At 64.6% G+C, this 26,770-nt stretch carries 22 protein-coding genes; 17 read left to right on the forward strand and 5 right to left on the reverse strand.

The genetic code is table 11. The annotated features are described in order from the left end of the window. Positions 1-115: 115 nt before the first annotated feature. From HN018_RS02335 to HN018_RS02345, 3 genes are read right to left on the reverse strand one after another with little or no spacing between them, the layout of a single operon-like run. Complete coding sequence (locus tag HN018_RS02335) at positions 116-1,165, reverse strand: SDR family oxidoreductase (protein WP_171836768.1); 1,050 nt, start codon at positions 1,163-1,165, stop codon at positions 116-118. Between the two features lie 4 nt (positions 1,166-1,169). Then, positions 1,170-2,570: an NAD-dependent succinate-semialdehyde dehydrogenase gene (locus tag HN018_RS02340; protein ID WP_171836769.1), complete on the reverse strand. Its 1,401-nt coding sequence runs from the start codon at positions 2,568-2,570 to the stop codon at positions 1,170-1,172. A 51-nt stretch (positions 2,571-2,621) separates the two neighbouring features. Continuing rightward, entirely contained in the window at positions 2,622-3,110 is a 489-nt protein-coding gene (locus tag HN018_RS02345) for a GFA family protein (RefSeq protein WP_171836770.1), read from the reverse strand. Positions 3,111-3,226: 116 nt separating this feature from the next. Between HN018_RS02345 and HN018_RS02350 the strand changes: the two genes are divergently transcribed. The 16 genes from HN018_RS02350 (at position 3,227) to HN018_RS02425 (ending at position 23,993) form a co-directional block, all read left to right on the forward strand. Next, complete coding sequence (locus tag HN018_RS02350; RefSeq protein WP_171836771.1) at positions 3,227-4,159, forward strand: 2-hydroxyacid dehydrogenase; 933 nt, start codon at positions 3,227-3,229, stop codon at positions 4,157-4,159. Between the two features lie 95 nt (positions 4,160-4,254). After that, positions 4,255-4,965, forward strand: a complete 711-nt coding sequence (gene rimP / locus HN018_RS28535) for a ribosome maturation factor RimP (protein WP_171836772.1) — start codon at positions 4,255-4,257, stop codon at positions 4,963-4,965. Positions 4,966-4,996: 31 nt separating this feature from the next. Continuing rightward, a complete protein-coding gene (gene nusA / locus HN018_RS02360; RefSeq protein ID WP_171836773.1) occupies positions 4,997-6,619 on the forward strand; it encodes a transcription termination factor NusA in 1,623 nt (540 codons plus the stop codon). 40 nt (positions 6,620-6,659) lie between these two features. Then, positions 6,660-7,340 (forward strand): RNA-binding protein, encoded by a 681-nt coding sequence (locus tag HN018_RS02365; protein ID WP_408886740.1) that lies wholly within the window; start codon positions 6,660-6,662, stop codon positions 7,338-7,340. Next, positions 7,337-10,024 carry a translation initiation factor IF-2 gene (infB, locus tag HN018_RS02370; RefSeq protein WP_171836775.1) on the forward strand — a complete coding sequence of 896 codons (2,688 nt, stop codon included), beginning with the start codon at positions 7,337-7,339 and terminating at the stop codon, positions 10,022-10,024. Before HN018_RS02365 ends, infB begins: the two co-directional genes overlap by 4 nt. Next, positions 10,021-10,494 (forward strand): 30S ribosome-binding factor RbfA, encoded by a 474-nt coding sequence (gene rbfA / locus HN018_RS02375; protein ID WP_171836776.1) that lies wholly within the window; start codon positions 10,021-10,023, stop codon positions 10,492-10,494. Before infB ends, rbfA begins: the two co-directional genes overlap by 4 nt. 216 nt (positions 10,495-10,710) lie before the next feature. Next, a complete protein-coding gene (locus HN018_RS02380) occupies positions 10,711-11,580 on the forward strand; it encodes an alpha/beta fold hydrolase (RefSeq protein WP_204259641.1) in 870 nt (289 codons plus the stop codon). 439 nt (positions 11,581-12,019) lie between these two features. Beyond that, positions 12,020-13,357 carry an alpha/beta hydrolase gene (locus HN018_RS02385; protein ID WP_171836777.1) on the forward strand — a complete coding sequence of 446 codons (1,338 nt, stop codon included), beginning with the start codon at positions 12,020-12,022 and terminating at the stop codon, positions 13,355-13,357. 1,222 nt (positions 13,358-14,579) lie between these two features. Then, positions 14,580-15,857, forward strand: a complete 1,278-nt coding sequence (locus HN018_RS02390; protein WP_171836778.1) for an L-fuconate dehydratase — start codon at positions 14,580-14,582, stop codon at positions 15,855-15,857. Positions 15,858-15,872: 15 nt separating this feature from the next. Beyond that, complete coding sequence (locus HN018_RS02395; protein ID WP_171836779.1) at positions 15,873-16,649, forward strand: L-fucose dehydrogenase; 777 nt, start codon at positions 15,873-15,875, stop codon at positions 16,647-16,649. 80 nt (positions 16,650-16,729) lie between these two features. Then, the gene (locus HN018_RS02400; RefSeq protein ID WP_171836780.1) at positions 16,730-18,319 is read left to right on the forward strand and encodes a sugar ABC transporter ATP-binding protein; all 1,590 of its coding nucleotides are present in this window, start codon (positions 16,730-16,732) and stop codon (positions 18,317-18,319) included. Continuing rightward, on the forward strand, positions 18,316-19,302 hold the full coding sequence (locus HN018_RS02405; RefSeq protein ID WP_171836781.1) for an ABC transporter permease: 987 nt from the start codon (positions 18,316-18,318) through the stop codon (positions 19,300-19,302). Before HN018_RS02400 ends, HN018_RS02405 begins: the two co-directional genes overlap by 4 nt. Positions 19,303-19,378: 76 nt before the next feature. Next, positions 19,379-20,332, forward strand: coding sequence for an ABC transporter substrate-binding protein (locus HN018_RS02410; protein WP_171836782.1), 954 nt, complete (start codon positions 19,379-19,381; stop codon positions 20,330-20,332). Between the two features lie 41 nt (positions 20,333-20,373). Next, positions 20,374-21,189, forward strand: coding sequence for an amidohydrolase family protein (locus tag HN018_RS02415; RefSeq protein ID WP_171836783.1), 816 nt, complete (start codon positions 20,374-20,376; stop codon positions 21,187-21,189). A gap of 72 nt (positions 21,190-21,261) precedes the next feature. Continuing rightward, entirely contained in the window at positions 21,262-21,687 is a 426-nt protein-coding gene (locus tag HN018_RS02420) for an RbsD/FucU family protein (RefSeq protein WP_171836784.1), read from the forward strand. Between the two features lie 182 nt (positions 21,688-21,869). Next, entirely contained in the window at positions 21,870-23,993 is a 2,124-nt protein-coding gene (locus tag HN018_RS02425; RefSeq protein WP_171836785.1) for a M3 family metallopeptidase, read from the forward strand. A 52-nt stretch (positions 23,994-24,045) separates the two neighbouring features. On the opposite strand, the gene HN018_RS02430 is transcribed toward HN018_RS02425, so the two are convergent. After that, on the reverse strand, positions 24,046-24,543 hold the full coding sequence (locus HN018_RS02430; RefSeq protein WP_171836786.1) for a hypothetical protein: 498 nt from the start codon (positions 24,541-24,543) through the stop codon (positions 24,046-24,048). 308 nt (positions 24,544-24,851) lie between these two features. Between HN018_RS02430 and HN018_RS02435 the strand changes: the two genes are divergently transcribed. After that, positions 24,852-25,067, forward strand: coding sequence for a hypothetical protein (locus HN018_RS02435; RefSeq protein WP_239478947.1), 216 nt, complete (start codon positions 24,852-24,854; stop codon positions 25,065-25,067). A gap of 117 nt (positions 25,068-25,184) precedes the next feature. Here HN018_RS02435 and HN018_RS02440 read toward each other — a convergent pair whose 3' ends face one another. Next, positions 25,185-26,660 (reverse strand): peptide MFS transporter, encoded by a 1,476-nt coding sequence (locus HN018_RS02440; RefSeq protein WP_171836787.1) that lies wholly within the window; start codon positions 26,658-26,660, stop codon positions 25,185-25,187. Positions 26,661-26,770 lie beyond the last annotated feature (110 nt).

Below are 26,770 nucleotides of genomic sequence, written 5' to 3' on the forward strand. Positions count from 1 at the left end.
GGCGGGCCGTTCGCTGCGTCTTTCGGGACCAACAGGTTTTACCGGGTAACGATCCTGCAAGGCGCCACACTATTGCGCATGGTCCAGGCAGAAGAGCGTGCATGACCGGCAATCTCTAGAACGCCGGTAGAACCTTCCTGTCCTGCAGGCTCCTGATCGCCGCCAGCACGGCGGCAGCATTGTCGATCGTCTCGTTGAATCCGGCGTGCCGGATCTTGCCCATGTCCGAGATCATGTCGAACTCGGTGTTGAAGATGAAATCGCCGAAGCCCCAGCCGACCAGCTTCCCGTAGGGCATGTCCTGCAGCCCATGCTCCTGCACCAGCTTTGCCCAGAGCGGCCCCTTGTCGGCCATCTGTTTCGCCAGCGTCATCCGCATCGGCGGCCCGACTTCGAGACCGAGCCCCTCGCCAATCCGGTTCCAGATCCGGTGCCAGCGGAACGGCTCGTGGACATAGTTGAACGCCTGGTTGCGGCCAGCGTCGCTGGTGGCGCTCCACAGGCTTGCGCGTCCAAGCAGGCGGGCATCGGTGAACTGGGCGAACACGCCGTCATAGACTTTCGTCGAGCCCGGGAAGCGGAACGGGGTGCCCGTTGCCTTGCAGATCGCCGCGAACGTTCCGATGACCATGGCGATGTTCATCGCATTGCCGGCGACGTCGCCGACGACAACGTCCGGCCGCAGGATCGTCCAGTCGAACTCGCCCAGGCCGGACCGCCGTCGCAACGTGTCTTCCTGCGTGTAGTAGAAGTTCGGCGGTATGTGCCGGATATCGTCCTCGTAGAACGGTGCGACGACAGGCCCGAGATGAACGCCGTAGACCTTGGCGCCCTGGTAGAGCACCACGCGTTGCAGCCGGGCGCCGGCCTGCTTCAGCCCGTCGAGAAGGTTTTCCAGCATCGGCCCGTTCGCGCTGACCTCGGACGCGAAGTCCGGCTGCGGCTTGTAGGCGGCATAGAACAGGTGCGTGACGTCGGACGCGCCATCCAGTGCCGCGATCGTTGCCCCGGCATCGAGCAGATCGACGGCAATGGTCTCCAGTCCGGGAAGCGGTCGGGTCGCAAGCGCCCGGATGCCCCACTCCGGGCGCGACCGCAGTTCCTCGATTACGCCGTTCCCGATGATGCCGCTCGCGCCTGCGACCAGGGCAATGTTCCGTGTCATGATTTTAACCCGCCTTGGTCCAGACCGTCTGCGCGTTGGTGAATTCGCGTAGGCCGAAATGCGAAAGCTCGCGACCGTAGCCGCTTTTCTTGACGCCGCCGACCGGGGTGCGCGGGTTCGAGGCGGTGAACCCGTTGATGAACACGCCGCCGGTCTCGAGCCGGCGCGCGGTGCGACGTGCGGTCTCGGTGTCCGAGGTCCAGAGATTGCCGCTCAATCCATAGTCGCTGGTGTTGGCGAGCTCGATCGCATGCTCGGCATCGCGTGCGATCACCATGGCGGCGACCGGGCCGAACACCTCCTCGTCGAACGCGGCCATGCCCGGCTTCACGCCGCCCAGCACCGTCGGCTCATAGAAAAAGCCGGGCCCCTCGATCTTGTGTCCGCCCAGCAGCAACTCGGCACCCGAGGCGATCGATCGCTCGACCTGGTCGTGCACGCCGTCGCGCAGGTCGTCGCGGGCGATCGGTCCCATCGACGTCGCCTCGTCGAGCGGGTCGCCGGCCTTGAGCGTGCGGGCGATCTCGAGGAACTGCGCGATGAAGCAATCAGCGATCGGCGCCTCGAGAATGAAGCGCTTGGCCGCGAGACACACCTGGCCGCAATTGCTGAAGCGGCCGGCGATTGCCGATTTCACCGCCTTGTCGATGTCGGCATCCGCCAGCACGATGAACGGGTCGATCCCGCCCAGCTCCAGCACCGACTTCTTCAGGTTCTTGCCGGCCAGCGCCGCGACGGCGGAGCCTGCGCGCATGCTGCCGGTCAGCGTCGCTCCGGCGATCCTTCCATCCTCGATGACCGCCTCGATCCCATCGGTGTCGACATTAAGGATACCGAACAACCCCTTCGGCAGGCCGCTCGCCTCCCACGCCTCCTGCATCATGGTGGCTGAGCGCATCACGTTCGGCGCGTGCTTCAGGACGAACGCGTTGCCGGACAGCATGATCGGAACGGCGGCGCGGATGGTCTGCCATAGCGGGAAATTCCACGGCATGATGCCGAGGATGGTGCCGATCGGCAGGTACGACACATGCACCTGGTCGGTTCCCTCGACGCTGGTCGGCTCGTCGGCGAGCAACGCGGGTCCATGCTTGGCATACCACTCGGCGGTGGCGGCGCACTTCTCGACTTCCGCACGGGCCTCCCGCGTGATTTTTCCCATCTCGCGGGTAATCGCCGCTGCGATCTCGTCGGTTCGGTCCCGCAGCGTCGTCGCCAGCCGGGCATAGACGGCGGCACGGTCGGCCACCGGTTGCTCGCGCCAGATCCTGAACGCTGTGTCGGCGCTGCTCAGGACCTGCTCGATTTCCGCGGGGGACTGGAACGGGAACCGCTCGATCTCCTTGCCGGTGGCTGGATTGCGTGAAACGGCGGATCGGTCGGCGATCGAGGCATTGGTCGGCATGTCTCTTGCTCCGTGTGTCTGCCCATGGTTCCGGACCGTCGTATCAGGACGTCAGGTGCGACGGGGCCGAATGCCGCCGGCGGCAAAAGCCTGTTCCAGAGGGCTCGTGTCGGAGAACTCGGTGTCGTAGCTGAACTGCAACGGCATCAGGGCCCAGGGGAGCGCGCTGCGGGTGAAGATCTGCGCGACCGGCCGGACCCAGCGATGATCGTGCAGCGTGCTGGTCCGCACGATGACGATGTCCGGCGCATTCTCGGTGATGGTGTGGGTCCAGCCGGCGCAGGTCGGGCAGGTGAATTGCCGGCTCCAGCCGCCGCTGTCGGACATCTTCTCCCAGCAATGCGCTTCGCCGTGCAGCTCGAAACCGTCGCTGGGGACGGCCATGCCGAGCGAGAACGCGCTGGACGTCAGCTGCTGGCAGTCGGTGCAGTGGCAGGCGAAGGTGAACCGCGGCTCCTGCACGACGCGATACTGGATGTGGCCGCAACGGCACTGGCCGGCGAGCGGTACCGGGACTGGAACTTGATCCTGTGTGCTCATGACGAAGGTCTCCATCTGCCGCATGTCGGGCGATACGAGCGCCCGTGGTACGGCGAAGTCCGCGGACCGGTAATACATTTTTCGGTGTGGGCAGCCGCCTCGCCACGGAGATCGAGATGAGCGTGCTGCTGGTGACAGGCGAGGCCGAAACATCCGGCGCATGGATGCACACCATCGCGGCAGCGCTGCCGGAGGAGCGGGTGGTGCAGCCGGGGCCCGGTCTCGATCGGGCCGGGGTGACGGTGGCGATCGTCGCGGCACCACCGGCCGGCTCGCTGCAGGACCTGCCCAACCTGGCCTTCATCCAAAGCCTGCGGGCCGGCGTGGACGGGCTGATGGCCGATCCGACGGTGCCGGCGCATGTCCCGGTGGCGCGGCTGGTCGATCCGGCGCTGACCGCGATGATGGTGGAGAGCGTGCTGCTGCATGTGCTGTCGCTGCACAGGCAGATGCCGGCCTATCGCGCGTTCCAGGCGGCCGGCGCCTGGCAATTCCTCGCCCAGAAGCCGGCGGCGGAGCGGCAGGTCGGCGTGCTTGGCCTCGGCGTGCTGGGGCAGGCTGCCTGCACCGCCCTGGCCGGACTGGGGTTCGTGGTGTCGGGCTGGAGCAGGTCGCCGCGACAGGTCGCCGGCATCCGCTGCCTGCATGGCGATGGCGGGCTGGAGGCAGTGCTGGCGAGCAGCGAGATCCTGGTGAACCTGCTGCCGCTGACCCCGCGGACCGAGGGAATACTGGACGCACGGGCATTCTCGCAGCTGCCGCGTGGCGCCGGCCTAATCAACATGGCGCATAGGTGGCACCTGGTCGAGGCGGACCTGCTGGCGGCGCTCGAAACCGGGCAGATCGATCACGCGGTGCTCGACGTGCTGGTGGTCGAGCCGGCGCCGGCGGACCACCCGTTCTGGAGGCACGAGCGGATTACCCTGACCCCGCATGTGGCGGCGGCGACCGATCCTGCCAGCGCGGCAGCGATCGCGGCGCAGGCGGTGCGCGACCTGCGGGCCGGGCGGCCGATCCGGAACCTGGTGCACCGCGCCCAGGCGTACTGATGCTTGCGGGAGAGGGGGTTGAGGACTAGGTTGTGCTTCTTCCTACATCTTCCGCTCTTTTGGGAGGTGGCCTTCGCGGGCCGCCTTTTTTGGCTTTGGATACTGATCTCCTTCAACTTGTCGGCCTCGAGGCACGCATCGCCGGAATGGTCGGACCGACCTTGCTGGACATGGGCTACGAGCTCGTGCGTGTTTCCGTGCTCGGCCGCGACATGCCGACCATCCAGATCATGGCCGACCGGACCGATGGCTCGCTGATCGGCGTGGCCGACTGCGAGGCGATCAGCCATGCGGTCGGGGCCGTGCTGGATGTGGATGATCCGATCCCCGGTGCCTGGAACCTCGAGGTCAGCTCGGCCGGCATCGACCGGCCGTTGACGCGGGAAAAGGACTGGAACCGGTTTTCCGGCCACCTGGCCCGGGTCGAGGTGAATATTCCGGTCAATGGACGCAAGCGTTTCGCCGGGATCGTGCTGGGTGCCGGCGACGGCTATGGCCGGATGCGTGCCGATGACGGGTCCGAGGTGGCGCTGCCGCTGGCGGAGATCCGAAAGGCGCGGCTGGTCCTGACCGACGCGCTGATCGAGGCCTCGGCGCAGATGATGGGCGTGGTCCACGAGGCCGAGGACGATCCCGAGGCGCCGCAGGTTCCGAAAATGAACCCGGACAAGCCGATCACCCGCCAGGCGGATGGCCGTGCCACCGGCGCCAAGGTCGGCGGCGCCAAGGTCGGCGGCGGCAAGACGGCCAAGGCGCCCGGCAACAAGGGCAGCGGTGCCGGCAAGCCTAGCCGGAAAACGCACTAGCTTCGTTATCGACGAGCATTAGAGGGTTATCATGGACACTGCCGTCTCACGTCCCGAGCTGCTGCTGGTCGCCGATGCGGTCGCGCGCGAGAAGTCGATCGACCGCGAGGAAGTTCTCGAGGCGATGGAACAGGCCATCCAGAAGGCCGGCCGCGCCAAGTACGGCCACGAGAAGGACATCCGCGCCACCATCGATCGCCGCACCGGCGACGTGCGACTGTCGCGCTGGACCGAGGCGGTCGAGGTCGTCGAGAACGAGGAGACCCAGATCCCGGTCCATATCGCCCGCAAGTTCAAGGCGGAGATCCAGGTCGGCGAGCATCTGATCGATCCGCTGCCGCCGATCGATTTCGGCCGCATCGCCGCGCAGACCGCCAAGCAGGTGATCGTGCAGCGGGTGCGCGAGTACGAGCGCAAGCGCCAGTACGACGAGTTCAAGGATCGCATCGGCGAGATCGTCAACGGCACCGTCAAGCGCACCGAGTACGGCAACCTGATGGTCGAGATCGGCACTGCGGAAGCGCTGCTGCGTCGTGACGAGCTGATCCCGCGCGAGAGCTTCCGCAACTCGGACCGTGTGCGCGCCTACATCTATGACGTCCGCGACGAGCCGCGCGGGCCCCAGATCTTTCTGTCGCGGACACACCCGACTTTTCTTGCCAAGCTTTTCGCGCAGGAAGTGCCGGAGATCTACGACGGCATCATCGAGATCAAGGCGGTCGCCCGCGATCCAGGCTCTCGCGCCAAGATGGCGGTGCTGTCGCGTGACAGCTCGATCGATCCGGTCGGCGCCTGCGTCGGCATGCGCGGTTCGCGCGTGCAGGCCGTGGTGCAGGAGCTGCAGGGCGAGAAGATCGACATCATTCCCTGGAGCCCGCAGGCCGCGACCTTCGTGGTCAACGCTTTGGCTCCGGCCGAAGTGTCGAAAGTGGTGATGGACGAGGAGGCCGGCCGCGTCGAAGTGGTGGTGCCGGACGAGCAGCTGTCGCTGGCGATCGGACGTCGTGGCCAGAACGTGCGTCTTGCGTCGCAGCTGACTCGCTGGGACATCGACATCCTGACCGAGGCCGAGGAAAGCGAGCGGCGCCAGGAGGAATTCCGTCGCCGCACCGGCACCTTCGTCGAGGCGCTGGACGTGGACGACGTGATCGCCGGGCTGCTGGTGACCGAGGGCTTCAACACCGTCGAGGAACTGGCCTACGTGCCGCTCGAGGAGCTGTCCGAGATCGAGGGCTTCGACGAGACCGTTGCCGAGGAACTGATCCGTCGCGCCGAGGGCTTCCTGGGTCGTCGCGAGGAGGCGCTGGCCGAGAAGCATCGCGAGCTGGGCGTCACCGACGAGCTGATCGCGCTCGAGGTGTTCTCGAACCAGATGCTGGTGGCGCTCGGCGAGAAGGGCGTGAAGACGCTCGACGACCTGGCCGACCTGGCCGGCGACGAGCTGGTCGAGATCCTGGGCTCCGAGGGACTCGACGAGGAAGCCGCCAACGAGATCATCATGAGCGCACGCGCGCATTGGTTCGAAGCCGAGGATGGTGCGGCCGCCGGTGGGTCGGAAGGCGATGCGGACGAGGAAGTTGCGGCCGAAGCCGAGCCTGGTGCCGAGACCGAAACGGTTGCTCATGCCGAAGAGGGGGAGACCCCTCACGTCTGAGCCATCCGACATTCCGGCGGAGCTTGCGGCCGAGCTGGAGGTGCCCGATCCGGGGCCGGATGTGGACGAGCCCGAGCTCGGTCCGATCCGGCGCTGCATCGTCACGCGCGAGCGGGCATCCAAGGAACGGATGATCCGTTTCGTGGTGTCGCCCGATCGCGTACTGACCCCTGATCTTGCAGCACGTCTGCCCGGACGGGGAATCTGGTTGAGTGCGAATAGGGATGTGCTAGAAACCGCCCGGACGCGTGGAGCGTTCGCACGGGCTGCTCGTGGACAGGTCACCATACCTCCCGATCTGCCTATGCTGCTTCAGGATGGATTGCTCCGCCGTATTGCCGATCTTCTCGGCCTTGCACGCCGTGCCGGACAGGTGGTGTGCGGCTATTCGAAGGCTCGCGAGTGGATCACCGAAGGTCGTGCGGTGGTCATCGTGCAGGCGACGGACGGAAGTCCGGACGAACGTTCCCGATTATTGTCGGGAGCACGGAATTTACCGGTCGTGGCAGTCATGTCCGGAACGAGACTGGCCGCGGCTTTCGGCCGGGACCATGTAGTGCATGCGGCGCTGTCGCGAGGGGCCTTGGCCGATCGCCTGATAGCGGAAAGTGAACGATTTGCGGGGTTGGCCGGTTTGGCCGCTCCGATCCGACGGGGCCATGGGTCTGACAACGGTCAGGTGGTCGATCCGGCGGATGGGTTAGAACAGGCGGGTGTATGAGCGAAGGTAGCGATCAGGATCAGGGCAAGGGGCGTCTCTCCCTCAGGCCGGCGGCACGTCTCGAAGTGGGACGTACTGTCGATGCCGGGTCGGTGCGACAGAGCTTCAGCCATGGCCGTTCGAAAGTGGTCCAGGTCGAGGTCCGCAAGAAGCGTGGACCGACACCGCTCCCCGGTGCAGGTCCTGCAGGCGGCGCGACACGCCCCGGCAGCGCGCCTGGCGCACGTCCGGCTGGTGCCGGCCGCGCCCTGACGGCATCCGAATTGGCGACACGCCAGCGGGTGCTCGAGGAGCAGCAGAAGGATGCTGCCCGCCGTGACGCTGAGCGTCGCGAGCAGGAAAAGATTTCCATCCTCTCCGCCGCCGAGGAAGCCCGTCGTCGCGACGACGAGGCCCGCAAGGCTGCCGAGGAAGCTGCACGTGCAGCCGTTGCCGATCAGGCGCGTGCGCGTGCCGAGGCCGAAACGCGTCGTGCCGAGGAAGAGGCTCCCGCCGCTTCGGTCGCCGAGACGCCGGTGCGTGCCGCCACAGCAGCCGCCCCGATCAGTGGCGCGCAGGAAGTTCTGCGCACCATCGCATCGCGTGCCATCGGTCATGCGCCGGTCGTCAACACCCGTCCGGGTGCCGCCGCGCCGAGTGCCGCTCCTGCCGAGACGTTGCGCCTTCGTACCGCTCGTCCGGAAGAGGATGATCGTCGTGGTGGTCCGGTTCGTCGTCCGGGTGGCGCTGCCGCATTGCCGGCTCGCAAGACACCGCTCGTCGCACCGAAGAAGGTCGGCGATCGCAGGGTAACCGGTCGCGTCGACGTCCAGGCCGCGATAGAGGGTGACGACGACAAGACGCGTTCGCTCGCATCGGTTCGCCGTCAGCGCGATCGCGAGCGTCGCCAGGCCGAGCTCGAGCGTCTGCGTGCCGACCAGGTGCGCGTCGTTCGCGACGTGATCCTGCCGGAAACCATCAGCGTGGCCGAACTCGCCAATCGTATGGCGACGCGCGTTCCGGACGTGATCAAGGCGCTCATGAAGATGGGCGTCATGGCCAACATGTCGCAGATCCTCGACGCCGATACGGCCGAGCTGGTGATCCAGGAATTCGGTCATCGCGTACGTCGCGTCTCGGAGAGCGATGTCGAGATCGGTATTGAGGGCGACCTCGACGAGGATCTCGACCGGCTGCCGCGTGCGCCTGTCGTCACCATCATGGGCCATGTCGACCACGGCAAGACCTCGCTGCTGGATGCGTTGCGCTCGACCGATGTTGCAGCGGGCGAGGCCGGCGGCATCACCCAGCATATCGGTGCCTACCAGGTCGAGACTCCGGCCGGCTCGCGCATCACCTTCATCGACACCCCCGGTCACGAGGCGTTCACCGCCATGCGTGCCCGCGGCGCCTCGGTGACCGACGTGGTGATCCTGGTCGTTGCCGCGGATGATGGCGTCATGCCGCAGACCATCGAGGCGATCCGTCATGCGAAGGCGGCCAATGCGCCGATCATCGTGGCGATCAACAAGATGGATAAGCCCGGCGCCAACCCGAACCGGGTTCGCCAGGAACTGCTGCAGTACGAGATCGTCGTCGAGGAACTCGGTGGCGAGACGCAGGATGTCGAAGTGTCGGCGATCAAGCGTACCGGCCTCGACAAGCTCGAGGAGGCGATCCTGCTGCAGGCCGAGATCCTCGACCTGCGCGCCAATCCGGAACGTGCGGCCGAGGGCACCGTGGTCGAGAGCCGTCTCGATCGTGGACGTGGCCCGGTTGCGACCGTGCTGGTCCAGAAGGGCACGCTCGCCCAGGGCGACATCATCGTGGCCGGCGCCGAGTGGGGCCGGGTGCGTGCGATGCTCGACGACAAGAACCGGCCGATCAAGACCGCCGGCCCGTCGTCGCCTGTCGAGGTGCTGGGACTGTCGTCTGTTCCCGGTGCCGGCGAGCCGTTCGTCGTGGTGGAGAACGAGAATCGCGCTCGTGAGATTTCCGAGTTCCGCCAGCGCCGCATCAAGGAGAAGCAGGCCGCCGGCATTACCGCCGCGCGTGGCACGCTCGACCAGATGCTCGCCCGCATCCAGGCAGGCGCGCAGAAGGAAGTCGCGATCCTGATCAAGGCGGACATGCAGGGTTCGGCCGAGGCGATCCAGTCCACGGTGCTCAAGCTCGAGCACGAGGAGGTCAAGGTCCGCGTGCTGATCGCGGGCGTCGGCCAGATCACCGAAAGCGACATCCAGCTGGCGCGGGCGTCGGATGCGGTCATCGTCGCGTTCAACGTACGTGCGACCACCCAGGCGCGTGAACTCGCGACCCGGGATGGTGTGGATATCCGCTACTACTCGATCATCTATCAGGTGGCTGATGACATCGAGCAGCTCGTGAAGGGCAAGATCGCGCCGAAGCACCGGGAGAAGTTCCTGGGCTACGCCGAGATCCGCAAGGTGTTCAACATCACCAAGACCGGCATGGTCGCCGGTTGCTACATCACCGAAGGCGTGGTCAAGCGCGGCTGCGGGGTTCGCCTGCTGCGCGACAACGTGGTCATCCACCAGGGCGACCTCAGCCAGCTCAAGCGCTTCAAGGACGATGTCCGCGAAGTGGCGCGCGGCTACGAGTGCGGCCTGTCGTTCGCCGGCTACAACGACCTCAAGGAAGGCGATGTGGTCGAGTGCTACGAGATGGAGCTCGTTCCGGCGTGAGTCGGAACGCGTCCAGAGGCAAGACCGAGACGAAAGGGCCGGCAGGGCAATCTGCCGGTCCTCGTGCATCGGGCTCCCGTCGCGCCGGTCCGGCCGCCGGCCCGTCGCAGCGGCAGCTTCGTGTGGCGGAGGAGGTCCGGCACGTGCTGGCCGAACTGTTCACCCGGGTCGAATTTCGCGATCCGGTGCTGGCCGGCGTGAAGATTACCGTGACCGAAGTCCGGATCAGTCCCGATCTGCGTCATGCGACCGCGTTCATCGCGCGTCTTGGACAGAGTGACGTCGAGGTCTTTCTGCCGGCGCTCCGGCGGGCGACCCCTTTCCTGCGCAGCCAGCTCAGCCACGCCGTCAAGCTTCGCGGTGTGCCGGACCTGCATTTCCAGCCCGATACCGCGCTCGATTACGCGATGGAAATCGACGCGCTGCTGCGCTCGCCGATCGTCGCCAAGGATCTCGGGCCGCAGGAGTGACCTGCGGCCGCTTTCCGGCGCGCGTTATACCCTGTCCATTACGGCCCGATGCGAACACCATGAGGTCGTGACCCACCACCCGGGTGCGGGACGATAAGGTCTCGTTCCGGTACGTGTTCGCGGGTAGGCGTTCTCGTGTCGGACGACGATGATAGTCATGGTCGGTCGCGCTGAGCGGAATGACCATCCAGCATTCTTGTTCCTGGAGGACTTTGCTTGCGCGCTGCCAGCCGAATCCGACATCTCGTGCTGGGTGCGCTGGCGCTTCTGCCGCTGTTGAGCCAGCCGGCACGTGCAGCCCCCCCGGCCCCCTGGAGCCTATTGCCGCCGATGCCGTCGCTGCCGGTCACGGCGCGTTCCGGCTACAAGTCGGTCAACGGCATCCGCATGTGGTACGCCGAGTATGGGGCGGGTAAGCCGGTGTTGTTGCTGCATGGCGGCCTCGCCAACTCGAACTACTGGGGCAACCTGATACCGTTCCTGGTGGCACATCATCGGCTGGTGATCGTGACGGACAGCCGGGGTCACGGGCGCAGCAGCCGGACCCGTCAGCCATTCGGCTACGACCTGATGGCATCGGATGTGCTCGCATTGCTGGACCAGCTCGGCATGACGCGTGTCGATCTGGTCGGCTGGAGCGACGGCGGCATTATCGGGCTCGACCTGGCAATGCATGACCCGAACCGTGTCGACCGTCTGTTCGCGTTCGGCGCCAACACCGATCCGTCCGGCCTACGCCGGAATTTCGATCGCACTCCGGTGTTTGGCGGCTTCATCGCGCGCACGCGCGCCGAGTATCAGGCGCTGTCTCCGACGCCCGACCAGTATGACCTGTTCGTGCGCCAGATCAGCCACATGTGGCAGAGTGAGCCGCACTGGACGCGGTCCGATCTCGCGACGATCACCATACCGACTACCATCGCCGACGGTGACCATGACGAGGCGATCAGGCAGGCACATGATCGCTTCATGGCCACCGCCATCCCCGGCGCGAAGCTGGTGATACTGCCGGAGGTGAGCCATTTTGCGATGCTCCAGGCACCTGGCCCGTTCAACCAGGCGGTGCTCGAGGCAATCACGCCCTGAGGCTCGGAAGGCGCTTGCGATAAGCGAGGCGGCCAAGCCCGTGGCTCCGGGGACGGTGGCATCTCCTGGGCGCGATCGACTGGCCCACGCGGAAATCAGATCGGACTGCCTCCTGGGAATGCTGCCCGCAGATAGGCGTGCGCCTCTCGATGAGTAAGGCGTCGGCCAGGGCAGTTGCGCGAGGGAGCTGGACGGCACCGCACCACGATCCACCGGACTTGGGATGCCTTCACAGGGAGATATGCGGCTGTCGATCCTTACCCAGGGCTGGCAAAGCTCCATGCTCAATTTCCGAACGGTAGTCGGTCCGCCGACGCGCCCTTGGGAAGCTTTGCTTAATCACCAACAGGCAACCGTCAGTAAGTCGCCCCGGGTTGCGCATCGCCGATCCTCGACCGATCGGCTTCGATGTTGTCAGATGATGCAGGGAGAAAAAACAATGAAGACACTTCAAAGTATCATGCTGAGTATCGTCATCGGTGGTGCCGTTACTTCGGCGGCGGTCGCTGCGACCGGCGGGGCCTGCCCTCATGATAACCAGGGCGTGCCACCAGAAGCGAACAGCACCGACAAGACGAAGCCATTCTTCATCGACACGACCGGGCTCGATCTCAAGACCGCGCCGCCGACACGCGATCCGGCGAACCCCGCCTACCCGGCCGCAACCACGCTCGCCGACGGGACGCTGCCGTCAGTCACCCGGAACGGCAACTTCATCATCGGCCCGACGCATCCCGTGGCCTCCGACACGCTTGCCCATGCCGGCATCCCGCACGGGACCGTCCACACCTTCACGATGTCCTCGACGGACAGCGTGCGCTATCGCCCCGGCATGGTGCGTGATGACGCACCCGATTGCCGCAACAGCGCACTGGAACATGCGACGACCGCGCCCGGCGACCGGTCCGACATGATCGTCACGACGAGCCATCCCGGAAGCTGGACACGAAGCGTCGATGTCTATGTGCCCGCCGGCTACATCCCCGGGAAGACCACGCCCTTCCTAATATTCGGCGATGGCGGGCGGGATGGCTTTACCAACGAGACCCAACTCTTCACCACGCTCGACAACCTGATCCATGCCGGCCGGATCCCCCCGATCGTGGCGATCGGGGTCGGCTCGGGCGGCCAGGACGCGCAGGGCTCGGAGCGTGGTCGTGAATATGACACCGTTTCCGGCACCTACGCCGAATGGGTGGAGCACGAGGTGCTGCCGCTGGTCGAACGTAACGCGCATGTGCGACTAACCCGCGACCCGAACGGCCGCGCCACGATGGGCATCAGCTCGAGCGGTGTCGCCGCCCTTACCATGGCGTGGTTCCATCCTGAGCTTTATGGACGCGTGCTTGCATATTCTCCGACGTTGGTGAACCAGCAGTGGCCGCATGACACCGCACTGCCGGGCGGGGCATGGCAATATCACAGTGCCTGGTCCGGCACTCCCCGGCCCAACCTTCTCGTCCATGGCGTCACCTTCGAGGCGACCACGCAATCCGACGGCCTGCCACTGATCCCGAACACTCCCCGCAAGCCGATCCGGTTCTGGTTCGAGACGGGCGACCGCGACCTGTTCTATCCGGCCGCCGCAATTCCGGATGGCATGCATGACTGGACACTGGCTAACGAGAACATGGCACGTGCGCTCGCCGCCAAGAACTACACCTACCAGTTCGTGTTCGCGCGGAATGCGGGACACGTCGACAAGGGCGTCGTCGCACAAACCTTGCCCGCCGCGCTCGAATGGGTCTGGAACGGCTACGTGCCGGTCAAGCGTTGATCGAGGTCGCGGGGTAAAAATTAGAGCCTCGTTGTCGCGCAGGTGGCAATCTGCCGGTTGAGTTCCAGGAGCATCCGCAGCGACGCGGTGAACAATACCGCGTTCGTTCCGGATGCTTCTACTCTGCGAACTGAAGATAGCGCGACGATCGGATCTATGAATTATGCGCGCGTCGAAGTCTCTGGATTGTCGCCGGGGCTCGATGCGCTCACGATGAGGTCCGGAGCGGCGGTCGTCGGGGTCATGCGTTGGCTTCCCGATCCGCCTGAAGTCGACTTATCAGCGTGACCAGGCCGATGACGATGATCCACTGGTGTGCGGATTGCATCTATTACGTGCGCGATCGTGATATCGCCGACCATCGATAACAACGCACGGCGTGCAGCCTGCAAACCGGGGTGATCTGCGGGCACCAAGGCACAGTGGCGATGGCGTTTACAATGGTGTCCACTTTCCCATCTGTTGCTGGCTGCGTGGTCGCAGCTCTGCCCGGTTTCGGTCATCCTTTTTGGGCAAGCTGCAGCGTCCGCTAAATCCTGATCACCCTCTCGGCAATGTCCTGCACTCTTGCTTCAAGTGCCGGTCGCCGGCCCGACGAGCAGCCGAGCCTGCACCATCTAGAGAAGCAGGATGTCCAATGGGCGGCATCGCGAGGAAGCGCGTCGAACCCACGCCAATATGGCGCGCGATTTCATGCTCGGCGCAGGATGGTTCGTCGCGGTTTGTCGGCGCTCGCAACCCTGTCCAGGATCGCCATCGTAACGGCCCGGGCAGAGCTGGCGGTTCGCGGTAGCGATCGGGAAGGCCTTTGCGATCCGTCCGATGAACCGGGGCATCGGCTCACGCGACCGCTGCAGTCGCTAAATTGGTCAGACCACTGGACACCGACCAAGGCTCACGACTACGATCCAGCCAACAAGAACGAACTTTTTTGGGGGGCGACGATGCGGCTTGCGAGAAAGCATGGGCTCGCGACAGCTGCAGCACAGGAGAGTGGTCGGGCCACTGCGAGTGCGGCGATCTGTGAGAAGCACAGGATCCGTGCCGCGAACAGCACGATCTCGGCTTTCGCCTCGAACGCGCCTCGTTCGTCCCGGCGTTATCCTGCAGCGGCCCAGACGCTGTCGGAACGACCACGACTTATGGATGTAGTGATTGCTCGCGGTCGCACGGTGCGCAGCACCGGGTTCGGCCCAGCGAACCAGCCGGCCATCGCGGTTCGATGACCCGTATTACCGGGCTGCGAACCCTCGATATCCGTTTTCCCACATCGCAGAAACTCGACGGCTCGGACGCGATGAATCCCGATCCCGACTATTCTGCGGCTTACGTCGTTCTGGAGACCGACACGCCGGGGCTCGAGGGTCATGGCCTGACCTTCACCATCGGCCGTGGCAACGAGATCTGCTGCCGCGCGATCGAGGCGCTGGCGCATAACGTGGTCGGCCTGGAGCTGGACTGGATCCGGGAGAACCCGGGCCGCTTCTGGCGTCATGTCACCAGCGATAGCCAGCTTCGCTGGATCGGTCCGGACAAGGGGGCGATCCACCTGGCGACGGGCGCAGTCGTCAACGCCGTATGGGATCTTTGGGGCAAGGCGGTCGGCAAGCCGGTCTGGAAGATCGTCGGCGACATGGGCCCGCAGGAGATCGTGCGGGCGATCGACTTTCGCTACATCACCGATTGCATCGGGCCGGAGGAAGCGCTGGAGCGGCTGCAGGACGCGGCAACCGGCAAGGCGGAGCGGCTGCAGCGCCTGCTCGATGGTGGCTACCCCTGCTACACGACGTCGGCGGGGTGGCTCGGCTACGAGGACGACAAGCTGCGCCGGTTGTGCCGCGATGCGGTCGATGCCGGTTTCAACCATGTGAAGCTTAAGGTCGGACGCGACCTGGACGACGATATAAGGCGCCTGCGCATTGCGCGCGAGGAGATCGGACCGGATCGTCGGCTGATGATCGACGCCAACCAGGTCTGGGAAGTCGGGCAGGCCATTGAGTGGGTGAAGGCGCTGGCGTTTGCCAAGCCCTGGTTCATCGAGGAGCCGACCAGCCCGGACGATGTCGAGGGGCACCGGACGATCCGGCAGGCGATAGCGCCGGTCGGGGTAGCGACCGGCGAGATGTGCCAGAATCGGATCGTGTTCAAGCAGTTCCTCATGCGCGGCGCCATCGACGTCGCGCAGATCGATAGTTGCCGGCTCGGTGGCGTCAACGAGATCCTGGCGGTCATGCTGATGGCAGCAAAATACGACGTTCCGGTATGCCCGCATGCCGGTGGCGTCGGACTCTGCGAATACGTCCAGCATCTCTCGATGATCGACTACCTTTGCATCTCGGGCAGCATGGAAAATCGCGTGATCGAGTATGTCGATCATCTGCACGAGCATTTCGTCGATCCGTGCATCATTCGCGATGCCGCCTACATGCCGCCGCAGGCACCGGGGTTTTCGATCACGATGAAACCGGAAAGCCTCCACACCTATCGGTTCCGCGGCTGATACAGGAGACACGTGGTGGATCTCAATCTTCGCGGAAAGATCGTCATCGTGACGGGCGGGGCGTCCGGCATCGGTGCTGCCATCTCGCAGATGCTGGCGGAGGAGGGCGCCGTCCCGGCGATCCTGGCACGCGATCCTCCGGCGCCCGCGTTTCTCGATGCGTTGCGCGCGGTCCAGCCGGCGTCGACGTTCCATCGCGTCGAACTGACGGACGAGCATGCCTGCCGCGGCGCGATCGCGGACATCGTCGACACGCATGGCGGGCTGCATGGCCTGGTGAACAATGCGGGCCGCAATGATTCCGTTGGTCTCGAAGCCGGACCGGAAGCCTTCCGTATATCGGTGAAGGACAACCTCCTGCACTATTATACGATGGCGCATTATGCATTGCCGCATTTGCGCCGTTCCCGCGGCGCCATCGTCAACATCTCCTCCAAGACTGCTTTGACCGGCCAGGGTGGGAACAGCGGGTATACGGCGGCTAAAGGCGCGCAACTGTCGCTGACACGCGAATGGGCGGTTTCGCTGCTCGGTGATGGCATCCGGGTCAATGCGGTCATTCCGGCCGAAGTCATGACGCCGCTCTATGAAACATGGCTGTCGCAATTCGATAATCCCGCGGAGCGGCTGAACACGATCACGGCACGCGTGCCACTCGGCCACCGCTTCACGACCGCACGCGAGATCGCCAGCACCGTGGTGTTCCTGCTGTCGGACGCCGCGTCGCACACGACCGGCCAGTGGCTCGTTGTCGACGGTGGATACACACATCTGGATCGCGCACTGACGTGAACGGTGCCTGGCCACGCAACGCAGTCCGCCCCGTGCCTGATTGGCAAGAGGCTGGCGTGGTGTGCGAGAGGAAAACTTAGATGAGCGCTGCCGCCCGCTTCGAATCTGGCACGGATGACGGGCGGTCTGGCCACTCGATCGATCCGGCCGTCATCCTGTCGCTCGAGGGCGTCTCCAAGCGTTTCCCGGGTGTCCTGGCGCTGGACAATGTGAGCCTCACGCTTCATCCGGGCGAGGTTCACGCGATCTGCGGTGAGAACGGCGCCGGCAAGTCCACTCTCATGAAAATCGTCAGCGGCGTGTTCCAGCCCGATGAAGGGACCATTATCTACAAGGGCCTCGAACGTCGCTTTCTCTCGACGCTCGAGGCGCAGGCCGTCGGCATCACCATCATTCACCAGGAACTCAACCTCATCCCGCATCTGACCGTTGCGGAGAACGTGTTCCTGGCACGCGAACCGCGTCATGGTCCGTTCGTCGATCGCCGGAAACTGCTGGCCGACACCGCCAAGTGCCTGCAACGCCTCGGTGTCGATATCGATCCCGGCGCGTCCGTGCGCAGCCTGTCGGTGGCGCAACAGCAGATGGTCGAAATCGCCAAGGCGCTCTCCACCGACGCCGATGTGCTGATCATGGACGAGCCGACCTCGTCGCTCACCGAGTCCGAGACCACGCTCCTGTTCAGGGTCATCCACGAGCTTAAGCGGACCGGGGTCGGGATCATCTATATTTCGCACCGGCTCGACGAGATGGCCGAGATCGTCGATCGGGTCACCATCCTCCGCGACGGCCGCTATGTCTCGACCCACAACTTCTCCGAGACCAGCGTGGATGCGATCGTATCGCTGATGGTCGGCCGCGATCTGGAGGACAAGTTTCCACCCCCGACCCGGCGCCCTGACGATCATGTCCTGCTGAGCGTGGACCGGTTGACGCGCAACAAGGTCTTTCACGATGTGAGCTTCACGTTGCGCAGGGGCGAGATCCTGGGGTTCGCAGGCCTGATCGGAGCCGGGCGTACCGAGGTCGCGCGCGCCATCTTCGGGGCTGACCCGTTCGATTCCGGCGAGATCATGTTCGACGGCAAGGCGCTCTCCATCGGATCGCCGCGGGATGGGATCGCCCAGGGCCTCGCCTATCTGTCGGAAGATCGTAAGACCACAGGCCTCGCCACCAAGATGTCGGTTGCCTCCAACATCACGCTCGCGAATATCGAGGATGTGTCCAGCCGCTTCGGTATCCTCGACTTCAGGAAGGAGGCGGATGCGGCGCGTCGATATGTCGACCTGCTCAACATCCGGACGCCGTCGATCCACCAGCTGGTGCGCCTGCTTTCAGGCGGCAACCAGCAGAAGATCATCATCGCGAAATGGCTGTTCCGGCAATCGCGGCTGCTGTTTTTCGATGAGCCGACACGCGGGATCGATGTCGGTGCGAAGTTCGCGATCTACCAGATCATGGACGAGCTGGCCGCACGCGGGATCGGCGTCATCCTGATCAGTTCGGAGCTTCCCGAGATCCTTGGCCTGACCGATCGTGTGGCCGTGTTCCACCAGGGCCAGCTGACCCGTATTCTGGAAACCCGGAACACCAACCAGGAAGAAATCATGCATTACGCATCCGGCCATTCAAGGCCGGGCCAGGATCCGGCCTCCGGGACAGCGCCATGACCGAGAGGCAGAAGGACCTGATCCAGAAGTTCGCCGCCTTCGGTGGGTTGGTTATCCTGGTGATCGTGTTCTCGATCACCAGCCCAGCCTTCTTCACCGTCGGAAACGGACTGACCGTCGCCTTGCAGGTCACGTCGATCGCGATCCTGGGCATCGGGGCCACCTGCGTCATCATCACCGGCGGCATCGACCTGTCGGTCGGGTCGATCCTGGCACTGTCCGGCGTGGTCGCCGCGCTGGCGGTAAAAAATGGCGGTTTCCCGGTCTGGCTCGGCATGTTCGTGGGAATCCTCGTCGGTACCCTGTGCGGCTTCATCAACGGCATTGCGGTCACCCGGCTGCGGCTGCCACCGTTCATCGCCACACTGGGCATGATGATGGTCGCGCGCGGCGTGGCGTTGCAGATCACCGGCGCCCGCGCGGTATCCGGCCTGGGCGAGGGTTTCGGCGTCCTGGGCAACGGCGCCCTGTTTCGTGTCGAACGGATCGGCGACGATGGATTTCCGAACGTCACTTTCCCGGGCATTCCCTATCCGGTGGTCCTGATGATCGTGCTGGCGATCGTCGTGTCGCTGATGCTGACGCGAACCGTGCTGGGCCGTCATATCTATTCGGTCGGATCCAACGCGGAGGCGGCCCGGCTTTCCGGCGTCAACGTCACCCGGGTCACCCTGTTCACCTACATGCTGTCGGGAACCATGGCCGGACTGACCGGCTGCATCCTGATGTCGCGGCTGGTGACCGGGCAGCCGAACGAGGGCATCATGTACGAGCTGGACGCGATCGCCAGCGCAGTCATCGGCGGGACGTCGCTGATCGGCGGCGTCGGAACCATCTCGGGCACCGCGATCGGAGCGTTCGTCATCGGGATCATGCGCAACGGGCTCAACATGAACGGTGTCTCGGCCTTCACGCAGCAGATCATCATCGGCCTGGTGATCCTGCTGACGGTGTGGATCGATCAGCTCCGCAACCGGCGGTAATCGGGCCTTCCGCCGGAATACAACAGAAAAGCCGGGCAAACCGGTAACGGCCTTAACAACCAAAGGGAGAAACAAGATGAAAAGCATTGGATTCTGCAAGGTCGTTGCGTTGATCGCATCGACGGCCATCGTCTCGTCGGCGAGCATGGCATCGGCACGGGAGATCGCGGTGATCGTCAAGACCGTGAACTCCACCTACTGGCAGAATGTGCAGAAAGGTGCGCAGTCGGCGCTGAAGGATGCGCCGGGCGACCAGCTGACGTTCCAGGGCCCCGCCTCGGAGTCCGCCATCGCCGATCAGGTCAACATGGTCGAGAACGCGGTCAACCGGCACGTCGCCGGGATCGTGCTGGCGCCATCCGATCCGGACGCGCTGGTACCGGTCGTCAAGAAGGCGTGGGAAGCGCATATTCCGGTGGTGGTGATCGACTCTCCGCTTGCTGACAGCGGAAAAGGTTTCTACCAGGCGCTGCTCTCGACCGATAACGTCAAGGCCGGACAACTCTGCGCCAAGGCGCTGATCGACCGGATAGGCTCTACCGGAAGCATCGCGGTGATGTCCTACATCGCCGGTGCCGGTTCGGAGATCGGCCGCGTCGGCGGCTTTACCGACTACATTAAAGCGCATTCGAGCCTGTCGATTGTCGGGCCGTTCTATTCGCAGTCGCAGATGGCCACCGCACTCAACCAGACGACCGACGTGTTGACCTCGCACCCCGATCTCAAGGGAATCTTCGGCGCGAATGAGCCGACGGCGATCGGGATGGGACGCGCTTTGGAGCAGTCCGGACGAGCAGGCAAAGTGGTGGCTGTGGGCTTCGACGGCAACGAGGATCTGCAGAACTTCGTCAAGAACGGCACGCTCGCCGCCATCGCGGTCCAGGGCTCGTTCCAGATGGGCAAGCTCGGCCTGGAGACGGTGGTGAAACTCATCGATCACCAGAAGGTCGCCAAGCAGATCGATACCGGCGTGGTCCTCGTGACCAAGAAGAACATCGACTCGGTCGATGCGAAGAACGTCCTGTATTGAGACCGGTGGCCGACTGAGGGACGGGTTAGGCTCTTGTCGCGATGATCGATGCACATCAGCATTTCTGGCGTCTGTCGGACCATGCGGGACAATGGCCGCCGCCGGACCTGGTTGCGATCCATCGGGATTTCGCCCCCGATGATCTGCAGCCGGTGCTTTCGTCGAGCGGCGTGACCGGGACCATACTGGTGCAGTCGCTGCCGGCCCCGGCGGATACGAGCTACCTGCTCGATCTGGCCGACCGGCACGCCTTCATCCTGGGCGTGGTCGGATGGGCCGACCTGAAGGCGGCGGAAGCGGCTTCCGTCATTTCGGATCTGGCCCGGCAACCAAAGCTGAGGGCGCTTCGGCCGATGCTGCAGGATATCGCCGATCCGAACTGGATCGACGATCCTGCTCTCGATCCGGCGATCGAGGCCATGGTGTCGAACGGTCTGTGCTTCGACGCCCTGGTCAAACCCCGGCATTTGCCGGCACTCCATGCATTCGCGTTGAGGCACGCCGACCTGCCGATCGTGATCGACCACGCCGCCAAGCCCGATATCGCGCGGAACATGTTCGGCGAGTGGCGACGGGATATGGAGGCGCTCTCGGCTCTCGGGAACGTTCAGGTGAAGTTGTCCGGCCTGTTGACCGAGGCCGGGGATCGCGCCGACCTTCCGGCACTTCGGCCCTATGTCGAGACATTGATCGAGCTGTTCGGTTTCGAGAGGCTGCTGTGGGGAAGCGACTGGCCCGTGCTGCTGCTTGCAGGCGACTATGGGTCATGGTTGTCCATGTGCCTGGAGCTCATACCCGAGAGCGAACAGACGAAAGTTTTCGGCGGTAATGCGAGCAGGTTCTACCGGCTCGGCTAGGGCGTCATCCGTGATACGAAAAAACGCCGCCGGAACCCGGACATTCAACGAACACTGAAAAGGACCAGTCGCATGCTACGCGGAATCGACCCCATCCTGACCCCGGATCTGCTCTACACGCTGGCTCTCATGGGGCACGGCGATACGATCGCGATCGTGGACGCCAATTTCCCGGCGGCTGCCTGCAGCACGCGTGTGCATCGCCTGCATGGGCTCGGTGCGGCACCGGTCCTGGAGGCTGTGCTGTCGCTGCTTCCGCTCGACACATTCATTCCGAACCCCGCCGTCACCATGCAGGCGGTCGGCGATGCCGGGACGACACCGCCGGCGGTCGCCGACCTGAATGCCGTTCTGGTCCGGCATGGTGCCGCCGCGGCCGCAACGCTGGAGCGCTTCGCGTTCTACGACGCAACCCGGGCCGCCTTCGCGATCATCCAGACGGGCGAGGCGCGTGCGTACGGCAACATCATCCTGACCAAGGGCGTCCTCGGCTTCTAGCTGCCGATCTCGCCTGTTCTGCCGAACCCTCGGCAGGGCAGGCGTTGTCGCCGGCAGCAGGCACGGACCAGCGCCTTGTGACCGGGCTCGTTCCCGGCTGATGTCATAACGGCTTGACCCGAACCTGACAGCGTTCCACCGATGCATCCGAGTGCCGAACGACCGGCTACGAAGGATGCTTCATGAATCGCAGGACCTGGATCACCACGACAGCCGCCATCACGTGCTGTGCCGCATGGGCCGGACCCGGCAGGGCCGCTACCAACCCGTTCGCCACCGAAAGCACGCTGCCGTTCCATGCCCCGCGCTTCGACCTCATCAAGGATGCCGACTACGGTCCCGCCCTCGAGCAGGGCATGGCCGAGCAGATCGTCGAGATCGGCCGCATCGCCGACAATCAAGCGGCCCCGACCTTCGACAACACGCTCGTCGCGATGGAGCGGTCCGGCCGCATGCTGGACCGGGTCGAGCAGGCCTTCTTCGGCGTCGTGCAGGCCAATACGGACGATGCGCTGGCCGAAGTGCAGAAGGTCGAGGCGCCCAAGCTTGCCCAGCATCAGGACGCGATCTACCTCAACCCGAAGCTGTTCGCGCGCGTCCAGGCGATCTATACCGCGCGCGACACGTTGAAGCTCGATCCCGAGCAGCGCCAGCTGCTCGAGATCGAGCACCAGCAGTTCATCCATGCCGGCGCGCAGTTGTCGGAGTCCGACAAGGCCAAGCTGCGCATCCTGAACACGCAGCTGTCGACGCTCGAGACCACCTTCCAGCAGAAACTGCTCGCCGCCGGCAAGAACGGTGCGCTCGTCGTATCCGACAGGGCAGCACTCGCCGGGCTGGACGCCGCGCAGATCGCCGCCGCCGCACGCACCGCCCATGACCGCAAGCTCGACGGCAAATGGGTGCTGACGCTGCAGAACACGACGCAGCAGCCGGCGCTGCAGTCGCTCGAGAACCGCGCGACGCGCCAGGCGCTGTTCGAGCAGAGCTGGAACCGGGCGGAAAAGAAAGACGCCGACGACACGCGCGACACCATCGCCACGATGGCGCAGCTGCGTGCGCAGAAGGCGGCGCTGCTCGGCTACCCGAACTATGCCGCCTACGTGCTGTTCGACCAGATGGCAAAGACGCCTGATTCCGTGCAGCGCTTCATGGCCCAGCTCGTTCCTGCCACGCTCGTCGAGCAGAAGCGCGAAGCGGCCGACATCCAGGCCATGATCGACAAGGATGGAAAGGGCTTCAGGCTCGCGCCCTGGGACTGGCAGCATTACGCCGAGCAGGTTCGGCGCGCGAAGTACGACCTCGACGAGAATGCGGTGAAGCCGTATTTCGAGCTCGATACCGTGCTGACGGACGGCGTGTTCTTTGCCGCCAACAAGCTCTACGGCATCACCTTCAAGAAGCGGACCGACATTCCGGTCTATAATCCCGACATCCGCACCTTCGAGGTGTTCGACAAGGATGGCTCGCCGCTCGGGCTTGCCTATTTCGACTACTTCAAGCGCGACAACAAAACCGGCGGCGCCTGGATGTCGACCTTTGTCGGACAGTCGAAGCTGCTCGGCACCAGGCCGGTGATCTACAACGTCGCGAACTTCCCCAAGCCCGCACCCGGCCAGCCCGCTCTCATCAGCTTCGAGGACGTCACCACGATGTTCCACGAATTCGGCCACGGGCTGCACGGCCTGTTCGCGAACCAGACCTATCCGAGCCTGTCGGGCACCAATGTCGCGCGCGACTTCGTCGAGTTCCCGTCGCAGTTCAACGAGCATTGGGCGCTCGATCCGACGGTGTTCGCGCACTATGCCCGCAACTACAAGACCGGCGCTGCAATGCCGCAGGCGCTGGTGGACAAGATCAAAAAGTCCGCGAAGTTCAACCAGGGCTATGCGCTCGGCGAGGTCATCGCCGCAGCCGAACTGGACATGGACTGGCATGCGTTGCCGGCCAGCGCGCCGAAACAGGATGTCGACCGGTTCGAGACCGATGCGCTTGCCAAGAGCGGCCTCGACACGACCGAAATCCCGCCACGCTACCGGTCGAGCTATTTCCTGCATATCTGGTCGAACGGCTATGCCGCCGGCTATTATGCCTATCTCTGGACCGAGATGCTCGACGACGCCGCCTTCGCCTGGTTCGGATCGCATGGCGGCCTGACCCGTGCCAACGGCCAGCATTTCCGTGACACGATCCTGTCGCGTGGCCACACGGCGGATTACGGCACGATGTTTCGCGCCTTCTATGGCAAGGATGCCGACATCCAGCCGATGCTCCGTCATCGCGGCCTGATTGCCGGGGAGGACTGAGCCCGGCAGTCCGACAGGGTCCCGGACAGCTTCCGCTTCCGCTTGCGGGGACCTAGTGCATAAAATCCCGTGCTCCGGACGGGACGGAGGCTGACGGGCGTATTGATTGTGTTTCGGCCCGGTGCGCCTGCTCGGGCCGATAATATCCAGCCTCCTGAAGCTGGAACGCAACGCGGAGAGCACAATCGGCTGCGAGCAGGGCGGCTCGCTCGCAGGCGATATCGCGTAGCAGCGCCTCTGCGTCCTCGACATGATCCGTGACGAGAAGCGAAAAGATATTCAGCAGGCAAGCCTCGTCACGGGTGACCTGCGTTTCGCAAGTGCAATTGATCCACAGGGTGCGGGTGAGGCCCTGGCTTAGCACCCACAGGAAGCCTTCCAGGGCCGGAGCCGTATCGGCCGCGCCGATATGGCGGAATACGGATCCGATCTTGAAGCTCATATCCTCGCCCAGTCGGCGGCCGATGACCCAGGTGCGAATGGCCCACAGCAAGGATTGTTCGATGCGCGGAAGCTCGGGCAGGGTGGCGTGTTCACGTGCTCGCAGCATGATCATCTCCAGCCGGAAAACTTCCAGCCAGCTTAGTGATAATGAGAGTCATTCTCATCATCAAGCAGATTATGCTGGTGGGGTGTGCTTAAGCCGGCCGATCGTGGATTTGCTGCGCCGTCATGATCAGGCTCGGCAGCTGAATTCTTTACCATTGCTCGCAAGTGCAAGTCAGTCGCATCGGCACTACATGCAAGTAATTCGCATTGCCTGAAGTATTCGCGCTTATTTGTTTGTTGTTCTGCAACCCGGATCACCAGGAGGCGTCCTGACTTGGTAACCATCAGTGCCACCATGGAGACAATGCCATGTCGATGACCCAGACCCAGGACGCAGCCTGCACCAAGTGCAAGTTCTTCGACGATCATAGTGCGAAGCCGCAGGCGGATGACGGTCTGTGCCGCTATAACCCGCCCGTGACGCAGCCCAGCGCCGAGGCTCACGGCCTTTGGCCGGTTGTCTCGTCCAATGACTGGTGCGGACATTTCAGGCTGGACACCTTGGCGGCAGGGAACGCGGACTAGCCTGCGCAACGGGCCTGGCGTGCTCCGAGTTCGGGCCGGGATGTAGGCGTCCCAGGGACACGGTGACTCGCTCAGGCCGACCGCGGTTCGATTACTGGTCCAGGCTCGGGCGAGGCCTCAGCTTTCGCGCAGGCGGTGATGTGCCTGGTCGAGCCGCCGAAGTACCGGCAGCAGTGCCGCGCATGCGGCCACGATTGCCATCGCCAGCAGGAACAGCCTGAAGAACAACGCGTGGTAGATCGGCAGGCTGTCTGCAGGATCCAGGGCGCCGAGGCCCTTCGGGATCGCCGCCCAGTTCGCGATCATACCGCCCAGATAGAGCGCCACGCCGGCCGCCACCGAATAGGCACCCATCATCAGCGCGCCGGTCCGCTTCGGCACGTAGCGCGCGACCATCGCGAAGCCGAGGCCATTGGTGAGCAGTTCGCCGAGCGACACCAGCCCGTAGCCTACCACCATGGTCCAGGGCGAGACGATCGGATGGGCGGTGTCGCCGGAGGTCGCGAACCAGACCAGGCATCCGGCGCCGATCGCCAGGTAGCCGATCAGGAACTTCACCGCGACGGGCAGGTCGCGTCCCGAGCGACCGAGCCGGCTGTAGCCGTACGCCAGCACCGGGCTGAGTATCATGACCCAGATCGGATTGAGCGCCTGGAACTGGCCCGCCGACAGCGAGAACAAGGTCGTGCCGCCGATCCGGAAATGCGTGTCGACGTTGCGCAGCGCGAACAAGGTCAGCGACGTGGCTTGCTGCTGGTAGAAGATGAAGAACATCATCGCCTGCAGCGTCAGGATGTACATCGCCGCCAGGCCGGGTCGCTCGGCGCCGCTGGCACGCGCGAACAGGCCGCCGGCAAAAACCACCACGCCGGCAGCGGCGAGCCAGACGCAGGTGCGCGCCACGACGGGATGCTGCAGCACGATCGCCATGGCCAGCGACGCCAGCAAGACGCCGCCCAGGATCGCCATGCCGCGGCCTGGATGCAACGGTGCCTGGTCGGGGGCGCTGCCAATGCCGTCGAGCCGCCGCTTCAGCATCGAGTAGCCGGCAATGGCCGCGACCAGGCCGGCACAGCAGACCGCGAAGGCCGGATGCCACCCGAACCGGTCCTTGATCCAGGGGGTGAGGAGGATCGACACGGTCGAACCGATATTGACCGACATGTAGTAGAGGGTGAACGCGGCATCGAGGCGGCTGTCGTCGCCGGCGAAGATGTTGCGCACCAGGTTGGCGGCGTTCGGCTTGAACAGGCCGGTGCCGATGACGATCGCACCCATCGCGACATAGAGCAGCACGGTGGTGTCGCTCGGCAGCGACATCAGCAGGTAGCCGGTCGCCAGCACTGCCGCCCCGAGGATCATGCAGCGTCGCGAACCCAGGATGGTGTCGCCGAGCCAGCCGCCGATCACCGGCGCACAATAGAGCAGCGCGGTGAAGGCGCCCCAGAGCAGGTTCGCCTGGGCGTCGCCAAGTCCCAGCCGCTGCACCATGAACAGCAGCAGCAGTGCCTGCATTCCGTAGAAGCCGAACCGCTCCCATAACTCGACGAGCAGGACGACGGAGAAACGTTGGGCGTGCGTGGGTGTCGGCATGGGATGTTCGTCTAGCGCCAGCGGACCGTGTCGTCGATGCCGCGCGGCCGGCTATACCGGCTGATGCGGAACGCCCGGCATGGACCTTGGCACCCGGTCTGGTAGAGACA

Origin of the sequence: Lichenicola cladoniae (genome assembly GCF_013201075.1) — a bacterium.
Lineage (GTDB): Bacteria > Pseudomonadota > Alphaproteobacteria > Acetobacterales > Acetobacteraceae > Lichenicola > Lichenicola cladoniae.

What these genes read in the sequence shown, in the direction of transcription:
- infB (WP_171836775.1), top strand. Translation starts at nt 7,337, where the DNA reads ATGAGCGAAGGTAGCGATCAGGATCAGGGCAAGGGGCGTCTCTCCCTC.
- HN018_RS02435 (WP_239478947.1), top strand. Translation starts at nt 24,852, where the DNA reads ATGTCGATGACCCAGACCCAGGACGCAGCCTGCACCAAGTGCAAGTTC.
- HN018_RS02430 (WP_171836786.1), bottom strand. Translation starts at nt 24,543, where the DNA reads ATGCTGCGAGCACGTGAACACGCCACCCTGCCCGAGCTTCCGCGCATC.
- HN018_RS02340 (WP_171836769.1), bottom strand. Translation starts at nt 2,570, where the DNA reads ATGCCGACCAATGCCTCGATCGCCGACCGATCCGCCGTTTCACGCAAT.
- HN018_RS02385 (WP_171836777.1), top strand. Translation starts at nt 12,020, where the DNA reads ATGAAGACACTTCAAAGTATCATGCTGAGTATCGTCATCGGTGGTGCC.
- HN018_RS02420 (WP_171836784.1), top strand. Translation starts at nt 21,262, where the DNA reads ATGCTACGCGGAATCGACCCCATCCTGACCCCGGATCTGCTCTACACG.
- HN018_RS02335 (WP_171836768.1), bottom strand. Translation starts at nt 1,165, where the DNA reads ATGACACGGAACATTGCCCTGGTCGCAGGCGCGAGCGGCATCATCGGG.
- HN018_RS02440 (WP_171836787.1), bottom strand. Translation starts at nt 26,660, where the DNA reads ATGCCGACACCCACGCACGCCCAACGTTTCTCCGTCGTCCTGCTCGTC.
- HN018_RS02390 (WP_171836778.1), top strand. Translation starts at nt 14,580, where the DNA reads ATGACCCGTATTACCGGGCTGCGAACCCTCGATATCCGTTTTCCCACA.
- HN018_RS02410 (WP_171836782.1), top strand. Translation starts at nt 19,379, where the DNA reads ATGAAAAGCATTGGATTCTGCAAGGTCGTTGCGTTGATCGCATCGACG.
- HN018_RS02425 (WP_171836785.1), top strand. Translation starts at nt 21,870, where the DNA reads ATGAATCGCAGGACCTGGATCACCACGACAGCCGCCATCACGTGCTGT.
- nusA (WP_171836773.1), top strand. Translation starts at nt 4,997, where the DNA reads ATGGACACTGCCGTCTCACGTCCCGAGCTGCTGCTGGTCGCCGATGCG.
- HN018_RS02415 (WP_171836783.1), top strand. Translation starts at nt 20,374, where the DNA reads ATGATCGATGCACATCAGCATTTCTGGCGTCTGTCGGACCATGCGGGA.
- HN018_RS02400 (WP_171836780.1), top strand. Translation starts at nt 16,730, where the DNA reads ATGAGCGCTGCCGCCCGCTTCGAATCTGGCACGGATGACGGGCGGTCT.
- HN018_RS02345 (WP_171836770.1), bottom strand. Translation starts at nt 3,110, where the DNA reads ATGAGCACACAGGATCAAGTTCCAGTCCCGGTACCGCTCGCCGGCCAG.
- HN018_RS02405 (WP_171836781.1), top strand. Translation starts at nt 18,316, where the DNA reads ATGACCGAGAGGCAGAAGGACCTGATCCAGAAGTTCGCCGCCTTCGGT.
- HN018_RS02350 (WP_171836771.1), top strand. Translation starts at nt 3,227, where the DNA reads ATGAGCGTGCTGCTGGTGACAGGCGAGGCCGAAACATCCGGCGCATGG.